The 24,206-nt window shown below is 50.5% G+C and carries 25 protein-coding genes; 20 read left to right on the forward strand and 5 right to left on the reverse strand.

The features are described from left to right. The first annotated feature begins 7 nt into the window (after positions 1-7). Both ACZ45B_RS12880 and ACZ45B_RS12885 read left to right on the forward strand, forming a co-directional pair. On the forward strand, positions 8-946 hold the full coding sequence (locus ACZ45B_RS12880) for a GDP-L-fucose synthase family protein (RefSeq protein ID WP_024546821.1): 939 nt from the start codon (positions 8-10) through the stop codon (positions 944-946). Between the two features lie 226 nt (positions 947-1,172). Next, positions 1,173-2,225 carry a tocopherol cyclase family protein gene (locus tag ACZ45B_RS12885; protein WP_029681977.1) on the forward strand — a complete coding sequence of 351 codons (1,053 nt, stop codon included), beginning with the start codon at positions 1,173-1,175 and terminating at the stop codon, positions 2,223-2,225. On the opposite strand, the gene pdxA is transcribed toward ACZ45B_RS12885, so the two are convergent. Further along, positions 2,155-3,231 (reverse strand): 4-hydroxythreonine-4-phosphate dehydrogenase PdxA, encoded by a 1,077-nt coding sequence (pdxA, locus tag ACZ45B_RS12890; protein WP_024546823.1) that lies wholly within the window; start codon positions 3,229-3,231, stop codon positions 2,155-2,157. The genes ACZ45B_RS12885 and pdxA overlap by 71 nt on opposite strands. A 110-nt stretch (positions 3,232-3,341) precedes the next feature. Further along, positions 3,342-3,743, reverse strand: coding sequence for a peptide-methionine (R)-S-oxide reductase MsrB (msrB, locus tag ACZ45B_RS12895; protein ID WP_024546824.1), 402 nt, complete (start codon positions 3,741-3,743; stop codon positions 3,342-3,344). Positions 3,744-3,904: 161 nt separating this feature from the next. Between msrB and ACZ45B_RS12900 the strand changes: the two genes are divergently transcribed. After that, positions 3,905-4,141, forward strand: coding sequence for a hypothetical protein (locus ACZ45B_RS12900; protein WP_024546825.1), 237 nt, complete (start codon positions 3,905-3,907; stop codon positions 4,139-4,141). Between the two features lie 14 nt (positions 4,142-4,155). Here ACZ45B_RS12900 and argF read toward each other — a convergent pair whose 3' ends face one another. Continuing rightward, positions 4,156-5,076, reverse strand: coding sequence for an ornithine carbamoyltransferase (argF, locus tag ACZ45B_RS12905; RefSeq protein ID WP_024546826.1), 921 nt, complete (start codon positions 5,074-5,076; stop codon positions 4,156-4,158). A gap of 231 nt (positions 5,077-5,307) precedes the next feature. On the opposite strand from argF, the gene ACZ45B_RS12910 reads away from it, so the two are divergent. From ACZ45B_RS12910 to ACZ45B_RS12930, 5 genes are all read left to right on the forward strand, one after another. Then, positions 5,308-7,224 (forward strand): long-chain fatty acid--CoA ligase, encoded by a 1,917-nt coding sequence (locus tag ACZ45B_RS12910; protein WP_024546827.1) that lies wholly within the window; start codon positions 5,308-5,310, stop codon positions 7,222-7,224. 127 nt (positions 7,225-7,351) lie between these two features. Then, positions 7,352-7,795, forward strand: coding sequence for a YlqD family protein (locus ACZ45B_RS12915; protein WP_024546828.1), 444 nt, complete (start codon positions 7,352-7,354; stop codon positions 7,793-7,795). A 164-nt stretch (positions 7,796-7,959) separates the two neighbouring features. Continuing rightward, positions 7,960-8,796, forward strand: coding sequence for a prephenate/arogenate dehydrogenase (locus ACZ45B_RS12920; protein ID WP_024546829.1), 837 nt, complete (start codon positions 7,960-7,962; stop codon positions 8,794-8,796). Positions 8,797-8,864: 68 nt separating this feature from the next. Beyond that, positions 8,865-9,533 carry a protein-L-isoaspartate(D-aspartate) O-methyltransferase gene (locus ACZ45B_RS12925; RefSeq protein WP_024546830.1) on the forward strand — a complete coding sequence of 223 codons (669 nt, stop codon included), beginning with the start codon at positions 8,865-8,867 and terminating at the stop codon, positions 9,531-9,533. Positions 9,534-9,596: 63 nt separating this feature from the next. Then, on the forward strand, positions 9,597-9,974 hold the full coding sequence (locus ACZ45B_RS12930) for a DUF1823 family protein (RefSeq protein ID WP_024546831.1): 378 nt from the start codon (positions 9,597-9,599) through the stop codon (positions 9,972-9,974). Positions 9,975-10,070: 96 nt separating this feature from the next. Here the strand turns inward: ACZ45B_RS12930 and ureC are convergent, their stop codons facing one another. After that, entirely contained in the window at positions 10,071-11,780 is a 1,710-nt protein-coding gene (gene ureC / locus ACZ45B_RS12935) for an urease subunit alpha (protein WP_024546832.1), read from the reverse strand. A gap of 198 nt (positions 11,781-11,978) precedes the next feature. Here ureC and hypE point away from each other — a divergent pair, with 198 nt between their 5' ends. The 12 genes from hypE to hypF all read left to right on the forward strand — a co-directional run bounded on the left by hypE (position 11,979) and on the right by hypF (position 23,592). Then, complete coding sequence (hypE, locus tag ACZ45B_RS12940; RefSeq protein ID WP_024546833.1) at positions 11,979-13,025, forward strand: hydrogenase expression/formation protein HypE; 1,047 nt, start codon at positions 11,979-11,981, stop codon at positions 13,023-13,025. A 295-nt stretch (positions 13,026-13,320) separates the two neighbouring features. Next, positions 13,321-13,809: a bidirectional hydrogenase complex protein HoxE gene (hoxE, locus tag ACZ45B_RS12945; protein ID WP_024546835.1), complete on the forward strand. Its 489-nt coding sequence runs from the start codon at positions 13,321-13,323 to the stop codon at positions 13,807-13,809. Between the two features lie 54 nt (positions 13,810-13,863). Beyond that, positions 13,864-15,468, forward strand: coding sequence for an NADH-quinone oxidoreductase subunit NuoF (gene nuoF, locus ACZ45B_RS12950; RefSeq protein WP_464674881.1), 1,605 nt, complete (start codon positions 13,864-13,866; stop codon positions 15,466-15,468). A gap of 74 nt (positions 15,469-15,542) precedes the next feature. Next, on the forward strand, positions 15,543-16,259 hold the full coding sequence (gene hoxU, locus ACZ45B_RS12955) for a bidirectional hydrogenase complex protein HoxU (protein ID WP_024546836.1): 717 nt from the start codon (positions 15,543-15,545) through the stop codon (positions 16,257-16,259). Beyond that, positions 16,259-16,825: an NADH-quinone oxidoreductase subunit B family protein gene (locus ACZ45B_RS12960; protein WP_464674882.1), complete on the forward strand. Its 567-nt coding sequence runs from the start codon at positions 16,259-16,261 to the stop codon at positions 16,823-16,825. Before hoxU ends, ACZ45B_RS12960 begins: the two co-directional genes overlap by 1 nt. 6 nt (positions 16,826-16,831) lie before the next feature. Beyond that, entirely contained in the window at positions 16,832-17,476 is a 645-nt protein-coding gene (locus tag ACZ45B_RS12965; RefSeq protein WP_236612444.1) for a CP12 domain-containing protein, read from the forward strand. Between the two features lie 84 nt (positions 17,477-17,560). Further along, complete coding sequence (locus ACZ45B_RS12970; protein ID WP_024545803.1) at positions 17,561-18,985, forward strand: Ni/Fe hydrogenase subunit alpha; 1,425 nt, start codon at positions 17,561-17,563, stop codon at positions 18,983-18,985. 4 nt (positions 18,986-18,989) lie between these two features. Next, a complete protein-coding gene (locus ACZ45B_RS12975; RefSeq protein WP_024545802.1) occupies positions 18,990-19,421 on the forward strand; it encodes a hydrogenase maturation protease in 432 nt (143 codons plus the stop codon). A gap of 70 nt (positions 19,422-19,491) precedes the next feature. Next, positions 19,492-20,130, forward strand: coding sequence for a Uma2 family endonuclease (locus ACZ45B_RS12980; RefSeq protein ID WP_024545801.1), 639 nt, complete (start codon positions 19,492-19,494; stop codon positions 20,128-20,130). 5 nt (positions 20,131-20,135) lie between these two features. Then, entirely contained in the window at positions 20,136-20,477 is a 342-nt protein-coding gene (gene hypA, locus ACZ45B_RS12985; RefSeq protein ID WP_024545800.1) for a hydrogenase maturation nickel metallochaperone HypA, read from the forward strand. Positions 20,478-20,479: 2 nt separating this feature from the next. After that, the gene (hypB, locus tag ACZ45B_RS12990) at positions 20,480-21,292 is read left to right on the forward strand and encodes a hydrogenase nickel incorporation protein HypB (RefSeq protein WP_024545799.1); all 813 of its coding nucleotides are present in this window, start codon (positions 20,480-20,482) and stop codon (positions 21,290-21,292) included. A 20-nt stretch (positions 21,293-21,312) separates the two neighbouring features. Beyond that, positions 21,313-23,592, forward strand: coding sequence for a carbamoyltransferase HypF (gene hypF / locus ACZ45B_RS12995; protein ID WP_024545798.1), 2,280 nt, complete (start codon positions 21,313-21,315; stop codon positions 23,590-23,592). Between the two features lie 9 nt (positions 23,593-23,601). On the opposite strand, the gene ACZ45B_RS13000 is transcribed toward hypF, so the two are convergent. Beyond that, complete coding sequence (locus ACZ45B_RS13000; RefSeq protein ID WP_024545797.1) at positions 23,602-24,183, reverse strand: Uma2 family endonuclease; 582 nt, start codon at positions 24,181-24,183, stop codon at positions 23,602-23,604. Positions 24,184-24,206: the final 23 nt, after the last annotated feature.

Genomic DNA, 24,206 nt, shown 5'->3' on the forward strand with positions numbered 1-24,206 from the left:
AAATTCTATGCTCGATCTTTCCCAGAAAAAAATCCTCGTCACTGGTGGCGCTGGCTTCCTTGGTCAAGAGGTAATCGCCCAACTTATCCAGGCGGGCGCTAAGTCAGAAAATATCACAGTACCCCGTTCCCAGACCTGTGACCTACGCCGTCTTGAAGCCTGTCAAAAGGCCGTCCAAGGCCAAGACATCATTATTCACCTAGCAGCCCATGTGGGTGGCATCGGTCTAAACCGCGAAAAACCCGCTGAATTGTTCTACGACAATTTGATGATGGGTACACAACTAATCCATAGCGCCTACGAAACAAGGGTCGAAAAATTCGTCTGTGTCGGCACCATCTGCGCCTACCCAAAATTTACCCCAGTGCCATTTAAAGAGGCAGATCTCTGGGCGGGTTATCCAGAGGAAACCAATGCCCCCTATGGGATTGCGAAAAAAGCGCTGCTTGTGCAGCTCGAAGCCTACCGTCTGCAATATGGCTTTAATGGTATCTATCTGCTTCCGGTCAATCTCTATGGCCCCGGGGATAATTTCAAACCGGAAAGCTCCCATGTTATCCCGGCTTTGATCCGGAAAGTATATGAAGCCCAACGGGATGGGGTAAAGGAGCTCAAGGTTTGGGGAGATGGTAGCCCGACCCGAGAGTTTCTCTATGTCACCGACGCGGCCCGGGGGATTGTCCTCGCAACCCAAAAATATGACGAAGCCGATCCTGTCAATCTAGGCACAAATACAGAAATTTCGATCAAAGCTTTAGTTGAGCTGATCTGTGAGCTGATGGATTTTGAAGGGGAAATTATTTGGGAAGCGGACAAGCCCAATGGTCAGCCCCGCCGCTGTCTTGACACCCAGAGGGCCAAGGAAAAATTTGGCTTTGAGGCGATCGCCTCCCTACGTCAGGGGCTAACAGAAACGATCGCCTGGTATCGCCAGCACCCAGACTAGGATCTCCCTTCAGAAAAAAAATTAAAGGGCGATCTAAATTAAGTTGCCCAGAGGAGTTAAGAGAGTTTTCTTATGGGCTACAGAAAACTCTCCCCCAGTCCCTGCCCTCAAAGAAACCCCCCAAAAGCCACCTCCCTTAAATACTTCTCCCAGAGAAGGGGGTCTCCCCTGAGCTGTTCAAAACTGTTTGTGACTTAGACTGTATATTCCCTGTCAGCTCTCCTTTATGAAATTTGTCGAACCGCCCCACAGCGGCTACCACTGGGATCACCGCACCCCCCGCTTTTTTGAAGGGTGGTACTTTCGCATTACTTTGCCTGGGCTACGGGATAACTTTGCCTTTATGTATTCCCTTGAGGACCCCCTGGGCGATCGCCCCCATAGTGGTGGTGCGGTGCAAATTTTGGGCCTCCAGGACGAATATCTATGGCGTACCCTACCCAACGTGGAGTATTTTTGGGCCGATCACCAGCGCCTCGCCCTCGGCCATTGGCAGCACTGTCCCCCAAATTTATCCCCCCAACTCCTCGCGCCCCGGGTTTTTCATGACAACATTGCGGAAGGCTACCAAGCGACAGCTACCCTCAATCAGGGCAAAATTATCGACCCCGTCACCGGCGATATTTGCCAATGGTGCTACGAAACTCAGCCAATCTACGGTTGGGGCATCCCGAAAAAACCGACGGCCCACTGGTACGCGTTTTTGCCGATCTATGACCCCGGTTGGCAGGTATTACTCGCCCATGGGTTGAGCAGCGGTTGGATCGAATGGCGGGGTCAGCGCTATGAATTTACTGACGCCCCGGCCTACAGCGAAAAAAATTGGGGTAAATCCTTCCCTAAGGCTTGGTTTTGGCTCAATTGCAATGCTTTCCAAGAAGAACAAGATTTGGCCCTCACTGCCGCTGGGGGCATCCGCCAGATTTTAGCCACCGAAGAAGAAGTGGGCTTAATCGGGATTCACCACCGGGGCACTTTTTATGAATTTGCCCCCTGGAATAGCACCGTCCATTGGCAAGTGTCTCCCTGGGGCTCTTGGGAAATGACCGCAGGCGATCGCCAAGGGTTTACGGTGCAGCTCACCGGTACAACAGACTTACCAGGGCAACCGCTGCGAGCACCTACCCACCGGGGTCTACGGTTCTGCTGCCAAGATACCCTGCGGGGTCATATTTCCCTGGAACTTTTTGCCCCAGACAAAACCCCAATTATCCAAGCGACGAGCGATCTCGGCGGGTTAGAAGTAGGGGGCCAGTGGTGGCCAGGCGCTGACTGCTAATTTGGGCAGCGAGTTTGATCGCTTCCTGCATGCTGGTAGGACTAGCAATACCCTGGCCCGCAATATCGAAGGCCGTACCATGGTCAGGCGAAGTACGAATGAAGGGCAGCCCAATGGTGGTATTGATCGCGTGGTCAAAGGCCATCAGCTTGACCGGAATCAATCCCTGGTCATGGTACAGGGCGAGGTAAGCATCGGCGGCGGGCTGAAATTCGGGGCAACCATACCAAGCCTTACCAGCTTTGACCCACATGGTGTCGGGGGGATAGAGCCCCAACAATGTTGTTTGGGGATGGCGTTGGCGGGCTTGGTCTAACCAATGATTTAAGCAGTCCACCTCTTCGGTTCCCAATTGGCCATTTTCGCCACTGTGGGGGTTTAGTCCGGCGATCGCCACCTGGGGATTTTTTACTCCAAAATCTTGATCGAGGGAGTCTAGGAGTAAGTCTAGTTTTAAATCCATTAGGGCTGGCTTGAGAGTGGCCGCCACTTGGTTTAGGGGAATATGGGTGGTCACCAACAGGGTGCGTAATGTCCAGCCTGTATAAGGCGATCGCCCGATAAAAGCCATGCCATAGCGCTTTGTTTTTGTCTTTTGGGCCAGGACTTCCGTTTGGCCGGGATAATCGTAGCCAGCTGCCTTCCAGAGAGACTTGGCGATCGGGGCGGTGACAATCCCCGTAAATTTTCCGGCCAAGGTGTTTTGAATCGCCGTATCGAGATACTGAAACGCGCGATCGCCCGTGTGGGCAGAGCCTCCTCCCCAGGTGAAATTTTTTAGGAGATCACTGCCGCTCGGCTCAAGGATATTCAGCTTGACCGGATCCAGGAGAGGCGACTCGATTTTAGTTTTGAGGTGCTGATAGGTTTTTTCGAGCACTAGGCGATCGCCAACCACTGTCAGATCACAGAGCTGACAAATTTCAGGATCAGCAAGGGCTTTGAGCAGAACTTCTGGGCCAATACCTGCCGGATCGCCAATGGTCAACGCAAGGTGAACTTTCATGGGTTGGTTGAGGTAAGGGTGAGGGGCGCAATGGTTGTTGGGAGACCCTCTCCTAGCTCCTCCCACGGAAGGGAACAAGCGTGGGTGGAAGCTAAAGGGGTGTTCTTGACTTACTCAGCTTTGGGTTCAAACTTTAGGGCAACGGAATTGATGCAATAACGCAAGCCTGTGGGAGGTGGCCCGTCATTGAACACGTGACCCAGGTGAGCATCACACTTGGAGCAGAGCACCTCCGTGCGTTTCATGAAGAAACTGAAATCACTTTTTTCGGTGATGGCAGTGTCATTGACCGGTTGCCAATAGCTCGGCCAACCAGTGCCAGAGTTAAATTTAGTATCCGAGGTAAATAGAGGGTTACCACAACAAACGCAGTTGTAAGTGCCCTCTCCTTTGAAGTCATGGTATTCGCCAGTAAAAGCCCGTTCGGTGCCATGTTTGCGGGCTACCTTGTAGGCTTCTGGGGAAAGCTGTGCCTGCCATTCAGCATCGGTTTTGACGACTTTATCGGTCATGGTGGTGTTGTATCTCAAAAAGCTAGATTACAGTGCTTTGTATCCTAGCAAGATTGCCTGGGGGAAAACAGGTGAAAATTCCCCCCAACAGTTGTCTGGGCACTACAGCTTTCCGCTATACTCAGGTTCTTTGTGAAGATCGAAAGGAGAGCTGCTCAAAGATGCGATGTGCCATTATCAGTCGTGCGGGACAAACCCTCGCCCGGGGCAAGTTGGTCTTGACTCCCCTAGACAATAATCAACAGCGACTGGATTTGGTGACTGATGGGGGCCGTTACCTAGAGGGAGGGATTGTTGCCCCGGATGGGGATATGACGGAGGCGAGTTTTGAACTGTCCCAAAAGTTTTTTCGGATGTGGGGGATGAGTGATCTTCAGTTACAAATCACCCTCCGCTAACCTAGGTTTGGCAATTAGACGACACCGAGGAGACTGGCCATCAGGGCTTTTTGGGCGTGCATCCGGTTTTCGGCTTGGTCCCAGATTTTTGACTGGCGCCCCTCCATCACTTCAGCTGTAATTTCTTCACCCCGGTGGGCGGGTAAGCAGTGGAGGGCGATCGCCTCTTTGTCGGCGAGGGCCATCAATTCGGCATTCACTTGGTAGGGCTGAAAAATGGGAATTCGGCTGTCGGCAAGGTTTTCTTGGCCCATGCTGGCCCACACATCGGTATAGATTGCATGGCAGCCCTCGGCGGCTTCCTTGGGGTCATGGGTAATGAGAATCCGACTGCGATCGCCGGCGATTGCCTTGGCCTGGGCGACGATCTCCGGGCTGGGTTCATAGCCCTTAGGGGTAGCAATATGAATATTCATCCCCACCAGAGCCCCACCAAGGAGAATGGAATGGGCGACATTATTGCCATCCCCCACGTAGGTCATGGTCAAGCCTTCTAGTTGGCCAAAGGTTTCCTGCATCGTTTGGAGATCTGCCAACATCTGACAGGGATGCTCCAGGTCGGTGAGGGCATTGATAATCGGCATTTCGCAGTAGTCTGCAAAGGTTTCGAGATCCTGCTGGTCAAAGGTGCGAATCGCCAGAATATCGAGGTAACGGTCGAGCACCCTAGCGGTATCTTCGATCGGTTCGCCCCGGCCCACCTGGGTGCGGTTGGGGTTTAGGTCAATGACATTGCCGCCCAATTGATACATCGCCACGGTAAAAGAAACGCGGGTACGGGTGGAGGCCTTGTAGAACAACAAACCAAGGGTTTTTGGGCAAGTGGGAGTGATTTTTCCCTGTTTGAGATCCGCCGCTAGGTTGAGTAATGACGTGATTTCGCTGCTGCTTAGGTCTGCAATGCTCAGCAGATCCCGACCCTTGAGTGCATTCATGCTGTTTTCCGCTCCTTGCCGTGGCAAAAAAATCATTATAAGCGCCCCTCTGGTTTGGTCAAGGTACTCGGGGCGATCGCCCTTTGGGTTCGTCAAGAAATGTTGATGGAGGCTCGGCCCTGGGAACAGTTGAGAAACTGTCTACTTTTGGGGAGATGGGCCCAGTCTAGTTTTAGAGTAGGATTGTAGCCAGAATTTTGGCTGACCTTTTGCCCCTGAGATGAAATAGCCATGCGCACTGCTGCCCCCTACGACAAAATCCAATCTCTATCCGAAATTTGGGCGATCGCCGCTGACCAATACGGTGACATTGTGGCCCTCTACAATCCCCACAGTGAGCCAGAATTTAAACTAACCTATCGCCAGCTATGGCAAGATATTCAACGATTTGGCGCCGGTCTCCAGGCTCTTGGTCTCCAACCTGAGGAAAAAGTTGCCCTCATCGCCGATAACAGTCCCCGCTGGTTCATCGCCGACCAAGGTAGTATCGCCGCTGGTGCTGTCAATGCAGTACGTTCATCCCAGGCAGAAAAACAAGAACTGCTCTATATCTACAGTGATAGTGAAAGTCGGTTTCTCATCGTCGAAGACCGTCAAACCTTTGAACGCCTCAGCCCAGAAATAATTGATCTGCAACCCCGGGCAGTCATTTTTCTCACTGATGAGGCCGTGCCTGACACAGAACTCCCGATTTTTAATTTTTCCCAGTTGATGGCCCTCGGCTCCCAAGAGGAGTTGAAGATGCCGGAGCGATCGTCCCAGGATCTGATGACTTTAATCTACACCTCAGGCACGACGGGAAAGCCTAAGGGGGTGATGCTGTCCCATGGCAATGTCTTGTATCAAGTGCGTAACCTCGACCAGGTGATCCAACCCAATCCGGGCGATGTTACCCTGAGCATCCTCCCCACTTGGCATTCCTACGAGCGAGCCGCTGAATATTTTCTACTCTCCCAGGGTTGTACCCAGATTTACACCAATATCCGCAACATCAAAAAAGACCTCCAGACCTACAAACCCGGTTACATGGTCGCCGTGCCACGCATTTGGGAATCGATTTACGAAGGGGTGCAAAAAAATCTCCGGGAACAGCCGGCGAAAAAACAAAAATTAGTGAACTTCTTCCTCACCTGTTCCCAAAATTACGTCCTCGCCCAACGCATTGCCCAGAACCGCAGCTTGGAACATTTCTCTGTTTCTCCCCTCAGTCGGGCCGTCAATAAGGTGAAGGCGATCGCCCTGGCGCCGCTCCATGCCCTGGGGAACAAACTGGTTTACCAAAAAATTCGCAGTGCCACTGGTGGCAAAATTCGCTACGTGATCAGCGGTGGCGGCTCCCTGGCCCAACATATCGACACCTTTTTTGAAATTGTTGGCATCAATATCCTCGTCGGCTACGGCCTCACTGAAACATCGCCTGTGACCAATGCCCGCCGCCCCGAACAAAATGTCCGGGGTTCCGCTGGCCCCGCCCTCAAAGGTACTGAAATTCGGATCGTGGACCTTGAAACCCGCCAGCCTCTACCCCAGGGCCAGAAGGGTCTTGTGCTCATCCGTGGCCCCCAGGTGATGCAAGGCTACTACCGTAAACCCGAGGCCACTGCTAAGGCGATCGACCCCGAAGGCTGGTTTGATAGTGGTGACCTCGGCTGGATTACCCCCCTCGGTGATCTGGTTTTGACTGGCCGGGCAAAGGATACAATCGTCCTCACCAACGGCGAAAACATCGAACCACAACCCATTGAAGATGCCTGTGTCCGTAGCCCCTACATCGATCAGATTATGTTGGTGGGTCAGGATGAAAAATCGTTGGGGGCCTTAATTGTGCCGAATCTTGATGTACTTCAGCAGTGGGTCACCGAGAGCAACCTGGGTCTACAGTTACCGGGGCCGGGCACTCCCCAAGAAACCCTACCCCAGACAGATTTGTACAGTAAGCCCGTGTTGAACTTATTTAAGCAAGAGCTCAACCGCGAAATTCAGAACCGGCCTGGTTATCGCCCTGATGATCGCATCACTGATTTTGCGCTCATTCTAGAGCCATTTTCGATCGAAAATGGCCTGATGACCCAAACCCTCAAGGTCAAGCGTCTAGTTGTCACTGAAAAATATGCATCTTTGATCAGCTCCCTATACCGTAAAGACTAGACCCAAAAGCCCAAGGGAATGGGTGAGGATTGATGCTAATCTGGGGGTATTTTACAGATGGAGCAGTTTCTGCCCACTGATTTTTAAGAAAAAACTTCATCATTATTTCCTCTAGGAAAACATTTACATGGACGGCAACCAACTACCCACCCTCACCGTAAAACGCCCGATCAATCTCAAAGTGATTGTGACCCCCCGCTGGAAAGAGGAGGTGCAACAACAGCTCCAAGGGCAAATTGCAGCCTTTGATGACCAACTGCAGCAGCTTGATGCCCAGGGAAATCGCACCATTGGGGAACTCCAGCAGCAGGGCAATACGCCCCAGGTGGCACAACAAATTGAGAATGTCCAGCTCCAGGTGAACCAGAGAAAGCGTGAAATTCTTGAAAAGAAAAATCAGGTGCTGCAACAGTTACAACAGCTCCAAACCCTAGAGCTAGATCAAGAGGTGGCCCAGGGTCAACTGGAGGGTTTTGCGGCAGTGAAGGTCGGGGATAACTTGGTGCGCAAGCTCAATATTGAATTGGTAATGCGCGATGGGGTCGTCGAAGAAATTCGCGGTGAAATCTAGGCGTGGTTCCGGCACAATTTAACAATATTTTTTCGTTATTACCTCCCTCGATCGCCACTGTGATCTAGGGAATTTTTTTTGAATCAGTTGCCAACAATAATGGTAGGTTTTGGAATTGACGATCGCCACCGTGATCTGGGGAATTTTTTTTGGAATAAGGGTTTATGAAAATTGGCATTGTTGGGCTGGGCTTAATTGGTGGATCTTTGGCGATCGCCTTCCGGGAAAAAGGCTTAGAAGTGTTGGGGGTATCCCGCAAGGCCACCACTTGCGAAACTGCGTTGGCGAAGGGGATTGTGACCAGAGCAAGCACAGAGATGGGGCTCCTCCAGACAGCAGATGTGGTGTTTCTCTGTGCGCCCATTAAGGCCATTGTGCCTACAGCCCAAGCGCTCATTCCCCACCTGAAACCCACGACGATTTTGACGGATGTGGCCTCGGTAAAGGGAGAAATTGTCCAGGCGATCGCCCCCTTGTGGCCTAACTTTGTCGGCGGACATCCCATGGCGGGCACTGCCGAGCAGGGCATTGACGCCGCGATTCCTGGCTTATTCATCGATGCCCCCTACGTTGTGACACCGACCCCTGAAACGCCCCCTGATGCGGTGGAAACGCTTAAGGGTTTAATCGCACTCCTCCAGAGCCGCTTTTATTGCTGCGCTCCACAGATCCATGACCAGGCGGTGGCCTGGATTTCTCACCTGCCTGTCTATGTCAGTGCCAGTTTAATTGCGGCTTGTGGGTCAGAAACAAATTCTGAAATTTTGCAGATGGCCCAGGCGATCGCCAGTTCAGGCTTTCGCGATACCAGTCGAGTAGGAGGTGGCAATCCAGAATTGGGGTTAATGATGGCCCAGGGAAATCGGCAAGCGCTCTTAAACTCTCTGGCTGGCTACCGAGCGCAGTTAGACCAGGCGATCGCCCTCATCGAACAGGAAGACTGGGAGGCGATCGCGAACCTCTTGGCCACAACCCAGCAGCAGCGGCCCAGTTTCCTCTAAAAGTCCGCAGTAAAATAGAGGTAGGAGGCGAGTGAGTGCGTCAATGTTTTGATCCTCACAACTTACCGATGGATCTTCCACCAACTGATGACTTTTTAACAGATCCAACTGTGGCCGCGCGCCAAAAAATGGTGACCCAGCAGATCATCGCCCGGGGCATTCGGGATTGCGCAGTCCTAGAAGCCCTCCACAAAGTCCCCCGTCACTGCTTTGTGCCGCCTTTACTCCAAAATTTTGCCTACGCCGATCAACCCCTCGATATTGGCCATGGTCAAACTATTTCTCAGCCCTACATCGTTGCGTACATGACTGAGGCTGCCCAACTCAATTCGGGGAGTCGGGTGCTAGAAATTGGCACAGGTTGCGGTTATCAAACGGCGATCCTGGCGGAAATTGCCCAGACAGTTTTTACTATTGAAATTATTCCCGACCTTGCTCGACAGGCGGGCGATCGCCTTAAACATTTGGGTTATCAAAATATCCATTACAAAATTGGTGATGGTTACCAGGGCTGGCCGGAATTTGCCCCTTACGATGCCATCCTTGTCACTGCCGCCCCAGATCATCGGCCCCAGCCGCTTTTAAAACAGTTAGCTGTGGGTGGCCACCTGATTATCCCTGTAGGAACTATTGGTCAACGTTTAGAGGTTCTCCATAAAACCAGCACTGATCTGGCTATGGAAAAGGCGATCGCCGTGCAATTTGTCCCCCTCCAGGGCCATAGTTCTCGGTTTTAGCAATGGCAGGTGATCGCCTAAAATTAAACACCAAGTATTGACCGTAGTAATTTCTTTTCGTACATGGTGCCTTTACCTCCCCTGACGACCGATACAATTCAGCAGATCCTCGACGATACCCTCGATGATGACACTCTGCACCACCTGGTATGGCACTATCTCGGCTACCGCTATGACGAAATAGAAAAGTGTTGGCAGCTCGATTTAGTCGATCCGGCTTGGGCCGAAAAATACCCAGAACCTCCCAAATTTATCGAGGAGCGTCCCCCCACGGTGCAGCTCACCCGCGCCATTCCCAAGCCTTACAAAGCGCTTCTGAAAGAAAAAATGGGCTTCAAAGGTTACACCATCGATCAACTGATTCCACGTCTGACCCGACGGGCAACCATGGCCAGTTGGCTCCTCAGTTACATGGCGCAGAATGGCTTATTAGTAGGGTGATATTTCCCTGTCAGAATGATGAAAAAATACAATTTATTTTGTTTTTCGTATAGTAAAAAAAAGCGTTGTTTTTCAAATATTCTCTAATCAATAATTCTAAAAAAGAAAGTAACGCTGTGCCATCGGTAAAACGGTTGCAGGTTCGCAGACAAGTATTTCTCCATCAGCACGCACCTGATAAGTTTCGGGATCTACTTCCATTTTAGGCAGATAATCATTTAACTTGAGGTCGAGCTTGCTGAGATTACGGCAATTACTCACAGGTAAAATAGTCTTTTGTAAGCCTAATTTTTTCGCAACATCATTCTCCATTGCCGCCTGAGAAATAAAGGTAAAAGAAGTGGCATTTAACGCTTTACCAAAACTGGCAAACATCGATCGCCCGTGAACAGGTTGCGGTGTGGGGATACTCGCGTTGGCATCACCCATTTGCGCATAAGCAATGAAGCCACCTTTAATCACGAGTTGCGGTTTTACGCCAAAAAATGCGGGTTTCCAGAGGCAAAGATCGGCATATTTTCCTTCTTCCACGGAACCGACATAATTGGCAATACCGTGGGTAATGGCGGGATTAATCGTGTATTTGGCGACGTAGCGACGGATGCGGAAATTGTCGTTATCGTCAGATTCTTGGGGGAGTGCGCCGCGCTGAACTTTCATTTTGTGGGCGGTTTGCCATGAGCGAATAATCGTTTCACCGACGCGACCCATTGCTTGAGAATCAGACGAAATCATACTAAATGCGCCTAAATCGTGCAAAATATCCTCTGCTGCGATGGTTTCCCGCCGAATCCGCGACTCTGCAAAGGCGACATCCTCAGGAATGCTTTTATCGAGGTGATGACAAACCATCAACATATCGAGGTGTTCTTCGAGGGTGTTGATCGTGTAGGGACGGGTCGGATTCGTAGAAGAAGGCAACACATTCGCCTCGCCGCAAACCTTGATGATATCTGGCGCATGACCGCCCCCAGCCCCTTCGGTATGGTACGTGTGAATTACACGATTTTTAAAGGCGGCGATCGTATCTTCGACAAAACCGGCTTCGTTGAGGGTGTCCGTGTGGATGGCAACCTGTACGTCAAATTCATCGGCAACGCTGAGACAGGTGTCAATGGTGGCAGGCGTTGTCCCCCAATCTTCATGGAGTTTCAGTCCGATCGCCCCCGCTCTGACCTGTTCAATCAGTCCCTCAGGTTTGGCACTATTCCCTTTGCCCGTAAAACCAAGGTTCATCGGGAAAGCCTCAGCAGCCTCGAGCATCCGGTACATATTCCATTCCCCAGGGGTGCAGGTGGTGGCATTCGTTCCCGTTGCAGGGCCAGTTCCACCGCCGATCATCGTGGTAATCCCCGAAGCCAAAGCCGTTTCAATTTGCTGCGGACAAATAAAGTGGATGTGGGTATCGATGCCGCCTGCTGTGACAATGTGACCCTCTCCGGCGATCGCCTCGGTGCTAGGGCCAATGATAATGTCGATATTGTCCTGAATATCAGGGTTGCCGGCCTTGCCAATCTTGCAAATTTTGCCGTCCTTAATGCCGATATCTGCCTTGACGATGCCCCACCAATCGACAATTAGCGCATTGGTAATCACCACATCCACTGCCCCATCTGCCCGGGTAACAGCCGACTGACCCATGCCATCGCGGATTACCTTACCGCCGCCAAATTTCACCTCATCGCCGTAGGTTGTATAATCCCGCTCCACCTCTAGCCACAGTTCCGTATCCGCCAAACGCACCTTGTCTCCCACTGTGGGGCCATAGGTTTCAGCATAGGCGCGGCGAGACATGCGGTAACTCATGGGAAAACTCCTTCTGTGTGAAGCTCAAATTCTCAATCCAGGTTACCCTATCTCCCAGACCTTGGACTGTCTCAGAACGAACCTTAAGTGAGGGCAGGCGATCGCCCACCATTGCCAAATATTGTTGCGCCTAGGGCCGTTGCGATCGCAGAAACGCTACCTTTAGACGCAGACCCCTTGAAACAAAGTTCTGTAGCTATGGACTTGACCTGTCCTATCCCCCGACAAACCTCTCCCCAGGTACTGCTGGCCCATGGGGGCGGTGGCAAACTGATGCAGGATCTCATCGACAAAATGTTTGGGGCGACCTTTGGGCAAACGTGCACCGGTCATGATGCCGCCCAGTTAATGGCCCCCGCCGGTGATTTGGCCTTCACGACAGATTCCTATGTGGTGCAGCCCCTCTTTTTTCCTGGGGGAGACATCGGCAAGTTGGCAGTCTATGGCACAGTCAATGATCTGGCGATGGCTGGGGCCAAGCCGTTGTATCTTAGTGTTGGTTTTATCCTCGAAGAAGGACTGCCCATGGAAACCCTCTGGCAGGTGGTGCATTCTTTGGCGGCGGCAGCCCAGACAGTGGGCGTTCAAATCGTGACAGGGGATACAAAGGTGGTGGAGCGGGGTAAAGGAGATGGCATTTTTATCAATACTTCAGGGATTGGGACGATCGCCTCACCGACAAAAATTTACCCAGGGGCGATTCAACCGGGGGATGCAATCTTGGTGAGCGGCGATCTCGGGCGCCATGGCATCGCGATCATGGCCCAACGGGAAGGTTTGGCCCTAGAAACCACCATCGAGAGCGATTGCGCACCTTTGGTCCAACCAGTCCAAGATCTCCTAACAGCAGGCATTGAGGTCCATTGCTTACGAGATGTTACTCGGGGTGGCTTGGCGGCGGTGTTAAACGAACTGGCGATCGCCGCTGGGTATCAGTTTCAACTCGATGAAAAACAAATCCCCATCACAGAAGCGGTGCGAGGCGCCTGTGAAATCTTTGGGTTCGACCCATTGCACATTGCCAATGAGGGGTGCTTTGTGGCGATCGTCCCGCCAGAACAAGCCGCCCAGAGCCGCGAAATTTTGCAAACCCACCAGCCCACTGCCGAGATTATTGGTCGGGTCACAGACATTGCCTGCCCTGGGGAACAGTTGGCGATCGCCCCGGTGATCTTCGAAAACAGCTTTGGCGTGACGCGCATTTTAGAACGGCTCAGTGGTGAACAGCTACCCCGCATTTGCTAGACAGGTTTCCGTTAAAACAATAAGCTATTTTTTAATCTCAAATGCCTAGAATAAAACAACTTAAAAATTGTTTTTCTCTTGCTAGAAAAGAGTCAGTAAAATGCAAATCAAACTTATCCAATAAATACTTTTGTTTGAAAGACTTAACAATCCCGAGAAAAACCTTAAGAGTTTCTGTAAAACTGACGAAATTGTGACAATTAAATTGCTCGCTAAGATTGATTCTTTTTAAGATGAGAGCAAAGGCGATCGCTCCTCTCCAAAAAGATCCCTGCACCACCTGCGAGACAAACCCATGTCTACTCCCCATGCTGTCCCCGCTGACAAACGTTTCCGGGTGCTAGAAGTCACCATGAAGCGACACCAGTACCGCCAGGACACCCTGATCGAAGTGCTGCACAAGGCCCAGGAGGTTTTTGGTTACCTCGAAGATGATGTGTTGGCCTATGTCGCGCGGGGGTTAAAGTTGCCCCTCAGTCGGGTGTATGGGGTGGCCACTTTCTATCATCTGTTTTCCCTTAAACCCAAAGGAAAGCACACCTGTGTGGTCTGTTTAGGCACAGCCTGTTACGTGAAAGGCTCCCAACAGCTCCTCGACGACATTGACCACGAGCTCCACATTAAACCCGGTGAAACGACCGCTGATGGTGAAATTTCCCTAGTCACAGCTCGCTGTATCGGTGCCTGTGGCATTGCTCCGGCGGTCGTTTATGACGATGAGGTCTGCGGTAAACAAAGTTCTTCGATGGTGTTGGCTAAGCTACAGGAATTGGTTAAGCCTTGAGATTCGCCCTGAATTGTTGAGTTTGTCCATGCTTTTTGAGGATGTGCGCCAGAAATGACCGATTTAGCCGAACTTTTTGAAATTGCGGCAGCCGAGAACAGCAGCCACCAAAAAATTCAAATCCGCTGTTGCACCGCTGCTGGTTGTATGTCCTCGGGGAGTTTAGCGGTAAAGGAACAGCTGGAAGCGGAAATTAAAGCGAAAAATTTAGGCGATCGCCTGGAGGTGGTTCCCGTTGGTTGCATGAAACTCTGCGGTTTTGCCCCCCTGGTAGATGTGAGTGAAAATACTTGTTTTCAGGAGGTGACCCCAGCGGTCGCCGCCGATATTGTTAACGCGGCCCTCGGGGAGCAACCCAGCCCAGCTCTGGAACTATGCGATCGCCAAGCGCCATTTTTTGCCTTACAAAAGCCAATTGTTCTAGAAAACAGCGGCAAAATTGACCCCGAACGGATCGAAGCCTACATTGCCCGGGGTGGCTATCGGCAGTTACACCAAGTGCTCGAAGACATGACGCCCACGGAGGTGGTGGCAGAAATCACCCAGAGCGGCCTGCGGGGACGGGGGGGCGGTGGCTATCCTACGGGCCTGAAGTGGGCGACGGTCGCGAAGATGCCCGGCGACCAAAAATATATTATTTGCAACGCTGACGAAGGGGATCCAGGCGCTTTTATGGACCGGGCTGTGCTCGAAAGTGACCCCCACCGCATCCTCGAAGGGATGGCGATCGCCGGTTACGCAGTCGGGGCGAACCACGGTTATATCTATATTCGAGCGGAATATCCCCTGGCGATCGCCCGCCTCGAAAAAGCAATTAAACAGGCCAAAAGCAAAGGACTCCTCGGTAGCCAAATTTTTAACTGTCCCTTCAATTTCACCATCGACATCCGCATCGGGGCCGGGGCTTTTGTCTGCGGTGAAGAAACCGCCCTGATCGCCTCCATCGAAGGAAAACGGGGCACTCCCAAACCCAGGCCACCCTACCCGGCCCAGTCCGGTCTCTGGGGTCATCCCACCCTGATTAACAATGTGGAAACCTACGCCAATATCGTGCCGATCATCCGGGAGGGGGCAGACTGGTTTAGCAGTATTGGCACAGAAAAAAGCAAAGGCACTAAGGTTTTCGCTCTCACCGGCAAGGTTAAAAATAACGGCCTGATCGAAGTGCCCATGGGAACCCCCGTCCGGCAGATCGTCGAACAAATGGGCGGTGGCATTCCTGACGGCGGCACGGTCAAATCGGTACAAACCGGCGGTCCTTCGGGGGGTTGCATTCCCGCGGCGTTTCTCGATACTCCCATCGAATATGATTCTTTGCTCAAGCTAGGCACCATGATGGGTTCTGGGGGCATGATCGTCATGGATGAAAGCACCAGCATGGTGGATGTGGCGAAATTCTACATGGAGTTTTGCCAATGTGAATCCTGCGGTAAATGTATCCCTTGCCGGGCGGGGACAGTGCAAATGTCGGGCCTCCTCAGCAAACTCCTCAAGGGAGAAGCAGAACCCCAAGATATCGAACTGCTGGAAAGTCTTTGCTATATGGTCAAAGAAGCCAGCCTCTGCGGTCTGGGCCAGAGTGCCCCCAATCCGATTCTCAGTACCCTGCGCTATTTCCGACCGGAATATGAAGCGCTTTTGGGGAGGAGTCACCGTTAAATTTTCTAGGCGATCGCCTGACCTCCAACCCACCCAATTTTCCACAAGCCCTTTTCCAATAACCAGCAAAGTCCATGGCCGTTCATACCCTCACGATAAATGACCAATTGATCAGCGCCCGCGCCGGCGAAACGATCCTTGATGCGGCCCGGGATGCCGGCATTCATATTCCCACCCTCTGCCACCTAGAGGGAGTCAGTGACGTGGGGGCTTGTCGCCTCTGCCTCGTGGAAATCGACGGGAGTAATAAGTTACAACCAGCCTGTGTGACGGAAGCAGCGGAGGGGATGGTCGTTCACACCCACACCGAAAAGCTCGCCGATTACCGCCGCATCACAGTGGAGCTGCTTTTTGCCGAGGGTAATCATGTCTGCGCCGTCTGTGTGGCCAATGACCACTGCGAGCTCCAGGATATGGCCGTGGAGGTGGGCATGGATCATGTGCGTTTCCCTTATCAGCATCCAGAACGGGAGGTGGATATTTCTCACCCGCAATTTGGCATTGACCATAACCGCTGCATCCTTTGTACCCGCTGCGTCCGGGTTTGTGACGAGATCGAAGGGGCCCATGTGTGGGATGTGGCTAACCGGGGCAGTGACACCAAAATTATCTCAGGATTAAATCAGTCCTGGGGCGAAGTGGAAGCCTGCACCAGTTGCGGTAAATGTGTGGATGCTTGTCCGACAGGTTCCATCTTTCATAAAGGGGCCACGGTCGGCAGTAAACAAGGCGATCGCCAAAAACTCGAATTTTTAATTAACGCCCGTACCAAAGGGGAATGGACAAGATAATGGCACAAGAAACCCAAGGGAAAATCAGATTGGCCACCATTTGGTTGGCGGGCTGCTCCGGCTGTCACATGTCATTTTTAGACCTGGATGAATTTCTCATCGACCTGGCCCAAAAAGTCGAGGTGGTCTTTAGTCCCGTTGGCTCTGATATCAAGGACTATCCCGAAAATGTTGATGTCTGCCTGGTAGAAGGGGCCGTCGCCAATGAGGAAAACTTAGCGCTACTTAGGCAGGTGCGAGAAAATACCAAGCTTGTGATCGCCTTCGGGGACTGCGCTGTGACCACCAATGTCACCGGGATTCGCAACCAAAAAGGGGATCAAAATGAAATTCTCCAGCGGGGCTACGGGGAACTTACAGACGAGCACCAATGGCCCCAGCAAATTCCCGGTGGGATTCTCCCTCCCCTTTTACCCAAGGTTTTACCCATCAGTGCCGTTGTGCCTATTGATATTTACTTGCCTGGTTGTCCCCCCAGTGCTGAACGGATCAAAGCGGCGATCGCCCCGCTACTAGAGGGAAAATTACCCGCAATGGTCGGGCGCGAAATGATCAAATTTGGTTAAATTTCTATGTCCCAAAGTCTCACGATGCTTACCGCTGCCGCCATCATGAACCCTAAGGTGATCACCGTCAAAGGGTTGGCTACCGTCGCCAGCGCGACCCAATCTATGCGCGCTCACCACACCCAGACTCTCATTGTCGATCGCCGCCATCCCCACGATGCCTACGGTATTGTGACGGCCACTGATATCAGCAGTAAGGTGCTCGCCTATGGCCGCGACCCCCGCACGATCCGCGTCTACGAAATTATGACGAAGCCTTGCATCTCGGTGAATCCAGACCTCGCCGTAGAATATGTGGCCCGTCTTTTTGGCCAGTGGCAGATCCACAGTGCCCCGGTGATTAAAGACGCACTGCTAGGAATCATCACTGTCACGGATCTGATCACAAAGAGCGATTTTTTAGAAAATCCCAAGGCGATCGCCCTCACGGCGGAAATGCAGAAAGCGATTCACCGGGCGAAATTAATCTGCCAAACCCAGGGTCATGATTCCAGCGCTTGTGCTCAAGCCTGGGCAGCGGTCGAGGAGTTAGAAGCAGAGGTTGCCTACCAACAGGCCACCAAAGTTCCTAAAACCGCCCTGGAGGAATACCTCGAAGAAAATCCCAAGGCGATGGACCATCTGCTCATTGACAATTGGTGTAGTGGCTAGTTGAGCTGGATCCAAAAACCTTTTTTCACCTCTATGTTTTTCAATTTCCCCAATAACATTTCGTCTTAATTGCTGAGGCCCCAAATGTCCAAAACCATCGTTATTGAACCCGTTACCCGCATTGAGGGCCACGCTAAAATTTCGATTTTTCTCGATGACCAAGGGGAAGTGGCCGAAGCGCGCTTTCATGTGGGGGAATTTCGCGGCTTTGAGAAATTTTGTGAAGGTCGCCCCTTTTGGGAAATGCCCGCTTTGACATCGCGGATCTGTGGCATTTGCCCGGTGAGTCACTTGATTGCTTCCTCGAAAACGGGCGATCAATTATTGGCAGTAAAAATTCCCCCTGGAGCCGAGAAGCTGCGGCGGCTACTCAATCTCGCCCAAATTACCCAATCCCATGCCCTGAGCTTCTTTCATCTCAGTAGCCCGGATCTGATTTTTGGCTGGGATGGGGACCCGCAAACCCGCAATATTTTTGGACTGATTGCCGCTGATCCAGACCTGGCCCGGGGAGGGATTCGCCTACGCAAATTTGGCCAAGATATTATCAAAATCCTCGGGAGCCAAAAGGTTCACCCCGCCTGGTCTATTCCTGGGGGCGTGCGATCGCCTTTAACCCAAGCAGGGCATACCTATATCTGTGAGGGCTTACCGGAGGCGAAAAATACGGTGAGAAATGCCTTGGCATTATTTAAAACGATTCTCGATTCTCACCAGGAAGAAGTTGAAGTTTTTGGTAATTTTCCAAGTTTATACCTCGGTCTTGTGGGGGAATTTGGCACTTGGGAGCATTACGACGGCAGTTTAAGGATGATCGACAGCCACGGCAATATCGTCGGCGATAACCTCGACCCCAACCAGTACCGCGAATTTCTCGGGGAAAAACTGCAAACAGATTCTTACCTCAAATCCCCCTATTACAAACTCTTTGGGGAAACAGGCATCTATCGAGTCGGCCCCCTAGCCCGAGTGAATATCTGCGATCATTTCGGTACGCCCTTAGCGGATGAGGAGCTGTTGGAATATCGTCAACGGCATGGACGCATCGTTCATTCTTCGTTTCTCTATCACCATGCCCGCTTACTCGAAATCCTCGCTTCCCTCGAAAGAATTGAAAATATGCTCGATGATCCGGATTTATTTTCCTCGCGTTTAAAGGCTGAGGCGGGGGTCAATCAAACGGAAGCGGTAGGCGTTAGTGAAGCGCCGCGGGGAACCCTCTTTCACCATTACCAAGTGGATGAAAATGGCCTATTGCAAAAAATCAACTTGGTGATCGCGACGGGGCAAAATAATTTCGCCATTAACCGCACTGTCACCCAAATCGCCCAACATTATATCCATGGGGAGAATGTCGCCGAGGGCATTTTAAATCGGGTCGAGGCGGGGGTGAGAAATTATGATCCCTGCCTGAGCTGCTCTACCCATGCGGCCGGACAAATGCCGATGATCCTCAAGTTAATCGCGCCTGATGGGGCCGTCATTCGGGAAATTCGCCGGGATAGTTAACGTGATGGCTCCTATTCTTGTAATCGGCTATGGCAACACCCTCCGCTCCGATGATGGGGCCGGGCCAAAGGTGGCAGAAGCGTTTTCGGCACAGGAAAATGTGCGGGCGATCGCCACTCACCAGCTCACCCCAGAATTGGCTGAAGATCTCATCCAGGCAAAGCAAGTTTATTTTGTCGATGCGGCCCCTGTAAAGCAAGTCACTTTGCAGCGGATTCACCTCCAAGATTACCAAGAAACCTTTAGCCATTTTGTGACGCCCCAGGGCTTGCTAAAACTGATCAAACACCTCTACCAGCGGCCATTACCAGAAGCCTATTTTCTCTTGATTCCTGCCGAGAATTTCACCATTGGAGAAACTTTTTCTGACTTGACCCAAGCGGGGGTATTAAAGGCGATCGCTCTTCTGCAAGCTAGAATTAAACTGTGTGGGTAATCTATGGCGTAAATAAAGGCGATCGCCTATGTTTTCTTTTTCAACCAAATATAATTACTGATTTAAAATAATGCTTTTAGCACTAGATCGCATCCAAATCCCCCCAGGCCAGCATGTTATTTTGCGAGATGTTAGCTGGCAAGAATTTGAGCAAATCTTGGTAGAACTAGGAGACCGCCGTGCTGCCCGCATTGCCTATCAAAACGGCTATTTAGAAATCATGACACCATTAGCAGAACATGAAGACAACAAAGAAATAGTCAGTGACTTAGTGAAAATTCTCCTAGAAGAAGCCAATGTAGAATTTCGCAGTCTAGGATCTACTACTTTTAGAAAACAAACCTCTCAAGGCTTAGAGCCTGACCAGTGTTTTTATATTGAAAATGAAGCAAAAATTCGCGGCAAAAAACGGATTGATTTAGCTATTGATCCACCGCCAGACTTAGCTATTGAGATTGACATTACTTCTCGCACTTATCCTGAGATTTATGCGGCCCTCGGCGTACCTGAGCTATGGCGCTTTGAAAATAACCAATTGCAAATCAATGTTCTTTTGGACGGAATATATCAAGAAGTGCAGGAGAGCCCTCATTTTCCTGGGATGAAGCTCACCCAGGTGATTCCCCAGTATTTAGCAGACAGCAAAGTTCAGGGACGAACAGCAATACTGCGGCAATTCCGGCAATGGGTTCAAGTACAGCAACCATAGTTACCATGCATGAAGTTGCAATTATGGAAGAAACAGTGGCGATCGCCTGCCAAGCGGCTCAACGGCAAAACGCCCATAAAATTCTCAGCTTAACCATGCGCATCGGCGACCTCAGTGGGGTTGTGCCCGAGGCCTTAGAATTTGCCTTTGCTGCTGTAACCCAGGGAACTCCCGCTAAACAAGCGACCCTGAAAATTGAGCGCGTCCCCATCGTTTGTCATTGTGACCCGTGCGATCGCCCCTTTAGTCCTGCAGATCTGTATTGTGAATGTCCGCAGTGTGGCCACTTCAGTCAACATATTATCAGTGGCAAAGAAGTTGAATTAAAATCTTTGGAGGTTATTTAAATATGTGTGGAAATTGCGGCTGTAGCGTCACTGAAAAAGAAGTAGAGATTCATACCCATACTCATGATCATAATGGGTATACCCATGCTCACATTCATGACCATGAACATCATCACCATGATCATAATGGGCATCCCCACAGTCATTCCATTGAGATTAAACAGTCGATTTTTGCCAAAAATGATCAACTAGCAGAACGTAATCGGGGTTATTTTCTCGCAAAAGATTTATTTGTGATCAATGTTGTTTCCAGTCCAGGTTCCGGAAAAACTGCATTACTTGAAAAGACAATTGATCAGCTACAAACTCAACTTAATTTAGCAATAATTGTTGGCGATCTAGAGACCGACAATGATGCTCAAAGATTACGCAAAAATGGTATTTCTGTCGCTCAGATTACAACGGGAACGCTTTGTCATCTTGATGCGGCAATGGTGTTACAGGCAGCCCGTAAACTCCCCCTTGATGCAGTTAATTTATTGATTATTGAAAATGTTGGTAATTTAGTTTGTCCAGCAGCCTATGACCTTGGTGAACATAAAAGAATTGTGCTCCTGTCTACCACTGAAGGGGAAGACAAGCCACTAAAATATCCGACGATGTTTAAATCTGCGGATGTGGTCATTATCAATAAAATTGATATTGCTGAAGTTGTGGACTTCAATCGAGCATTAGCTCTGGAAAATATTAAAAAAATGTGTCCCCAAGCAGAAATTTTTGAGCTTTCAGCTCGCACAGGAGCAGGAATGAAGGCTTGGTTAAACTATCTACAAAACCAGCATCAAACAACCATTGCTCAAGCAGTTGAAAATTAGGTTTAATCGAGAAAATAGTAGTGCAACAACGGCGACGATTGACGATTACAGGGACCGTCCAAGGTGTCGGTTTTCGTCCCTTTGTCTACCAAGTAGCCCAGGAATTGGGGTTAACAGGTTGGGTCAGTAATTCTGCCGCAGGCGTGGTGATTGAGATCGAAGGTGGGCGATCGCCTTTAGATTCGTTTTTCGAAAGACTCCAGACAGCATTACCCGTCAATGCCCGCATTGATACTTTGACCAGTCAAACGATAGAGCCCGTTGGCGATCGCACCTTTTCAATCCGCACCAGTCAAACGGGGGAAAAAACAGCGCTGATTTTACCGGATTTGGCCACCTGTAGCGCCTGTCTTAGGGAAATTTTTGATCCAAACAATCGCCGCTATCAATATCCTTTCACGAACTGCACCCACTGCGGCCCCCGCTACAGCATCATTGAAACCCTACCCTATGATCGCCCCCGCACGGCCATGGCTCAGTTTCCGATGTGTACTGCCTGCCAACAGGAATATGAAAATCCAGGCGATCGCCGTTTCCATGCTCAACCGAACGCCTGTCCTGACTGCGGTCCTCAACTGACATTTTGCGGCAATGATGGCGTGGTCATTGCCAGAAAAAATGAAGCTCTCCAGGCAGCAGTTGAGGCTCTAAAACAGGGAAAAATCGTTGCTCTTAAAGGGTTAGGGGGCTTTCAGTTATTGGTAGATGCCCGAAATTTTCAGGCAGTACAAATCCTACGCGATCGCAAAGGCCGACCGCATAAGCCTTTTGCCGTCATGTATCCAGATTTAAACAAGCTCAAACAAGATTGCTTAGTTTCGGAAGTAGCAAAAACAATATTAGTATCTGCCGCTAGTCCGATTGTTTTATTACCCAAAAAAGAAACCATTTTATTGGCTCAAAATGTTGCTCCCGATAATCCTTATTTGGGCGTGATTTTGCCCTACACCCCGCTCCATCATTTATTGCTAAAAAAGCTTGATTTTCCTGTGGTGGCCACTAGCGGAAATCTTAGTAATGAACCCATTTGTATTGATAATCAAGCGGTCATGGAGCGCTTACAGAATATTGCTGACTACTTTTTATCGCACAATCGACCTATTTTGCGGGCTGTAGATGATTCCGTTATCCAAATCATTCATCAAACCCCAGTTATTCTGCGGCGAGCAAGAGGGTATGCCCCAGAACCAATCTATCTTAAAAAGTCCTTGCCGAAAAAGATATTGGCAGTAGGTGCTCACCTGAAAAATACCGTTGCCATTGGTCAGGATCGGCATATTTTCTTGAGTCAGCATATCGGTGATTTATCAAACCCGATTACTTTAGAGACTGCGGTACAAACCCTGCAGAAACTCAGTCAGATTTACGATTTTCAGCCGGATATTATTGCCTGCGATCGCCATCCCGATTATCTCTCTACCCATTACGCAAAAAACCTAGCTGAAAGCCTTAGTCTTCCTTTGATTCAAGTGCAACACCACGAGGCCCATCTCTATGCCTGTATTGCGGAGTATCAACTAGAGCCCCCAATATTAGGCATCGCCTGGGATGGTACTGGTTATGGCACAGATGGAAGCATTTGGGGTGGTGAATTTTTCCGGGTAACTGCCCAGGGCTGCGATCGCCTGGCTCATTTCAAACCTTTCCCCTTACCGGGGGGCGATCGCGCAACTCGTGAACCCCGTCGCAGTGCCTTGGGGTTTTTATCCCAGGGGTTTAATTTACCAGAATTAAAAAGCTTAAAGTTATCCACTCTCCAAGCTTTTACTGAGACAGAATTAAATGTCCTCTGGTCAATGCTGGAGAAAAAAATCAATAGCCCATTAACCTCAAGTGCAGGACGAATATTTGATGCGATCGCCTCTATTCTAGACGTGCATCAATGCATTACTTTTGAGGGGCAAGCGGCCATGGCCCTAGAATTTCTTGCTCAAACAATCAGAATAAATGAAGCCTATAATTTCACAATTGATAATCAAAATTTTCCCAGAGAGATTAGTCTTGAAATAACCATTCGAGAAATTCTCCAAGACTTCACCCAAGGCATTTCTAAGACAGTAATCACTGCCAAGTTTCACAATACCCTAACTGAAATAATTCTTACCCTTGCCCAACAAACCAGAATAGAGCAAATTGTTTTAACAGGGGGCTGTTTTCAAAATAAATATCTTTTAGAACGGACAATTCAAAAATTAGAACAGACGCAGTTCAAAGTTTACTATCCTCAGAAAATCCCGCCCAATGATGGCGCGATCGCCCTAGGGCAAATCATCGCAGTGGCCCGGGGTTTACCGGATTGAGATTCGAGATTAAACCTTGGCCCGTCTAAACAGTTCCGTCATCGTGAAAGTCAGTTGGGGAAATAAATCATCTGCGATCGCCTGGTCACCGCGATAGGTCATGGGGGGTAAATCCGGCGCAAAAACCGTTAAACTGCGCTCCCGGTCACTGACGAGCCAGACCCGCGCCACCCCCGCCGCCAGATAATCGAGGGCTTTATGAGTCATTTCCTCGAAAGATTGCCCAGGGGAAAGGATCTCCACCACCAACTCCGGCGCCACAGGACAGGCCTCATTGCCCAGGTCTAAATCAGCTAACTTGCTATCGGACACATAGCTCACATCGGGCACTGGACACCAATCTGCACCATTTCGTTTAAGGGCGATCGCCCACTCAGGGTAAGCATCTCCCACCAAGGGCGACTGATCATCATTGCCCCATTCCGATAACGTGATCAAAATAGTGCGTTGTAAGCAGGAGTGAATACGTTTGGGTGACATTTTTAGAATCGCTTGACCATCTTGGAGTTCATAGGGCCGCTCTCCTTCTGGTAAGGCGAAAAACTCTTGCAATGAGAGAGAGGAGGTTGATGTTGTTAGGCTGGCAACCATAGGAAAACCTCAAGTCTGTAGCT

The organism is Picosynechococcus sp. NKBG15041c (assembly GCF_055380235.1).

Excerpts from the sequence above, each read along its gene's own strand:
- ACZ45B_RS12925 (WP_024546830.1), top strand. The coding sequence starts at position 8,865 with ATGGATCTTCCACCAACTGATGACTTTTTAACAGATCCAACTGTGGCC.
- hoxE (WP_024546835.1), top strand. The coding sequence starts at position 13,321 with ATGTCTACTCCCCATGCTGTCCCCGCTGACAAACGTTTCCGGGTGCTA.
- hoxU (WP_024546836.1), top strand. The coding sequence starts at position 15,543 with ATGGCCGTTCATACCCTCACGATAAATGACCAATTGATCAGCGCCCGC.
- ACZ45B_RS12920 (WP_024546829.1), top strand. The coding sequence starts at position 7,960 with ATGAAAATTGGCATTGTTGGGCTGGGCTTAATTGGTGGATCTTTGGCG.
- hypA (WP_024545800.1), top strand. The coding sequence starts at position 20,136 with ATGCATGAAGTTGCAATTATGGAAGAAACAGTGGCGATCGCCTGCCAA.
- ACZ45B_RS12960 (WP_464674882.1), top strand. The coding sequence starts at position 16,259 with ATGGCACAAGAAACCCAAGGGAAAATCAGATTGGCCACCATTTGGTTG.
- ACZ45B_RS12975 (WP_024545802.1), top strand. The coding sequence starts at position 18,990 with ATGGCTCCTATTCTTGTAATCGGCTATGGCAACACCCTCCGCTCCGAT.
- hypB (WP_024545799.1), top strand. The coding sequence starts at position 20,480 with ATGTGTGGAAATTGCGGCTGTAGCGTCACTGAAAAAGAAGTAGAGATT.
- ACZ45B_RS12900 (WP_024546825.1), top strand. The coding sequence starts at position 3,905 with ATGCGATGTGCCATTATCAGTCGTGCGGGACAAACCCTCGCCCGGGGC.
- ACZ45B_RS12880 (WP_024546821.1), top strand. The coding sequence starts at position 8 with ATGCTCGATCTTTCCCAGAAAAAAATCCTCGTCACTGGTGGCGCTGGC.
- ACZ45B_RS12980 (WP_024545801.1), top strand. The coding sequence starts at position 19,492 with ATGCTTTTAGCACTAGATCGCATCCAAATCCCCCCAGGCCAGCATGTT.
- nuoF (WP_464674881.1), top strand. The coding sequence starts at position 13,864 with ATGACCGATTTAGCCGAACTTTTTGAAATTGCGGCAGCCGAGAACAGC.
- hypE (WP_024546833.1), top strand. The coding sequence starts at position 11,979 with ATGGACTTGACCTGTCCTATCCCCCGACAAACCTCTCCCCAGGTACTG.
- pdxA (WP_024546823.1), bottom strand. The coding sequence starts at position 3,231 with ATGAAAGTTCACCTTGCGTTGACCATTGGCGATCCGGCAGGTATTGGC.
- ACZ45B_RS12885 (WP_029681977.1), top strand. The coding sequence starts at position 1,173 with ATGAAATTTGTCGAACCGCCCCACAGCGGCTACCACTGGGATCACCGC.
- ACZ45B_RS12910 (WP_024546827.1), top strand. The coding sequence starts at position 5,308 with ATGCGCACTGCTGCCCCCTACGACAAAATCCAATCTCTATCCGAAATT.
- ureC (WP_024546832.1), bottom strand. The coding sequence starts at position 11,780 with ATGAGTTACCGCATGTCTCGCCGCGCCTATGCTGAAACCTATGGCCCC.
- ACZ45B_RS13000 (WP_024545797.1), bottom strand. The coding sequence starts at position 24,183 with ATGGTTGCCAGCCTAACAACATCAACCTCCTCTCTCTCATTGCAAGAG.
- ACZ45B_RS12970 (WP_024545803.1), top strand. The coding sequence starts at position 17,561 with ATGTCCAAAACCATCGTTATTGAACCCGTTACCCGCATTGAGGGCCAC.
- msrB (WP_024546824.1), bottom strand. The coding sequence starts at position 3,743 with ATGACCGATAAAGTCGTCAAAACCGATGCTGAATGGCAGGCACAGCTT.
- argF (WP_024546826.1), bottom strand. The coding sequence starts at position 5,076 with ATGAATGCACTCAAGGGTCGGGATCTGCTGAGCATTGCAGACCTAAGC.
- ACZ45B_RS12965 (WP_236612444.1), top strand. The coding sequence starts at position 16,832 with ATGTCCCAAAGTCTCACGATGCTTACCGCTGCCGCCATCATGAACCCT.
- ACZ45B_RS12930 (WP_024546831.1), top strand. The coding sequence starts at position 9,597 with ATGGTGCCTTTACCTCCCCTGACGACCGATACAATTCAGCAGATCCTC.
- ACZ45B_RS12915 (WP_024546828.1), top strand. The coding sequence starts at position 7,352 with ATGGACGGCAACCAACTACCCACCCTCACCGTAAAACGCCCGATCAAT.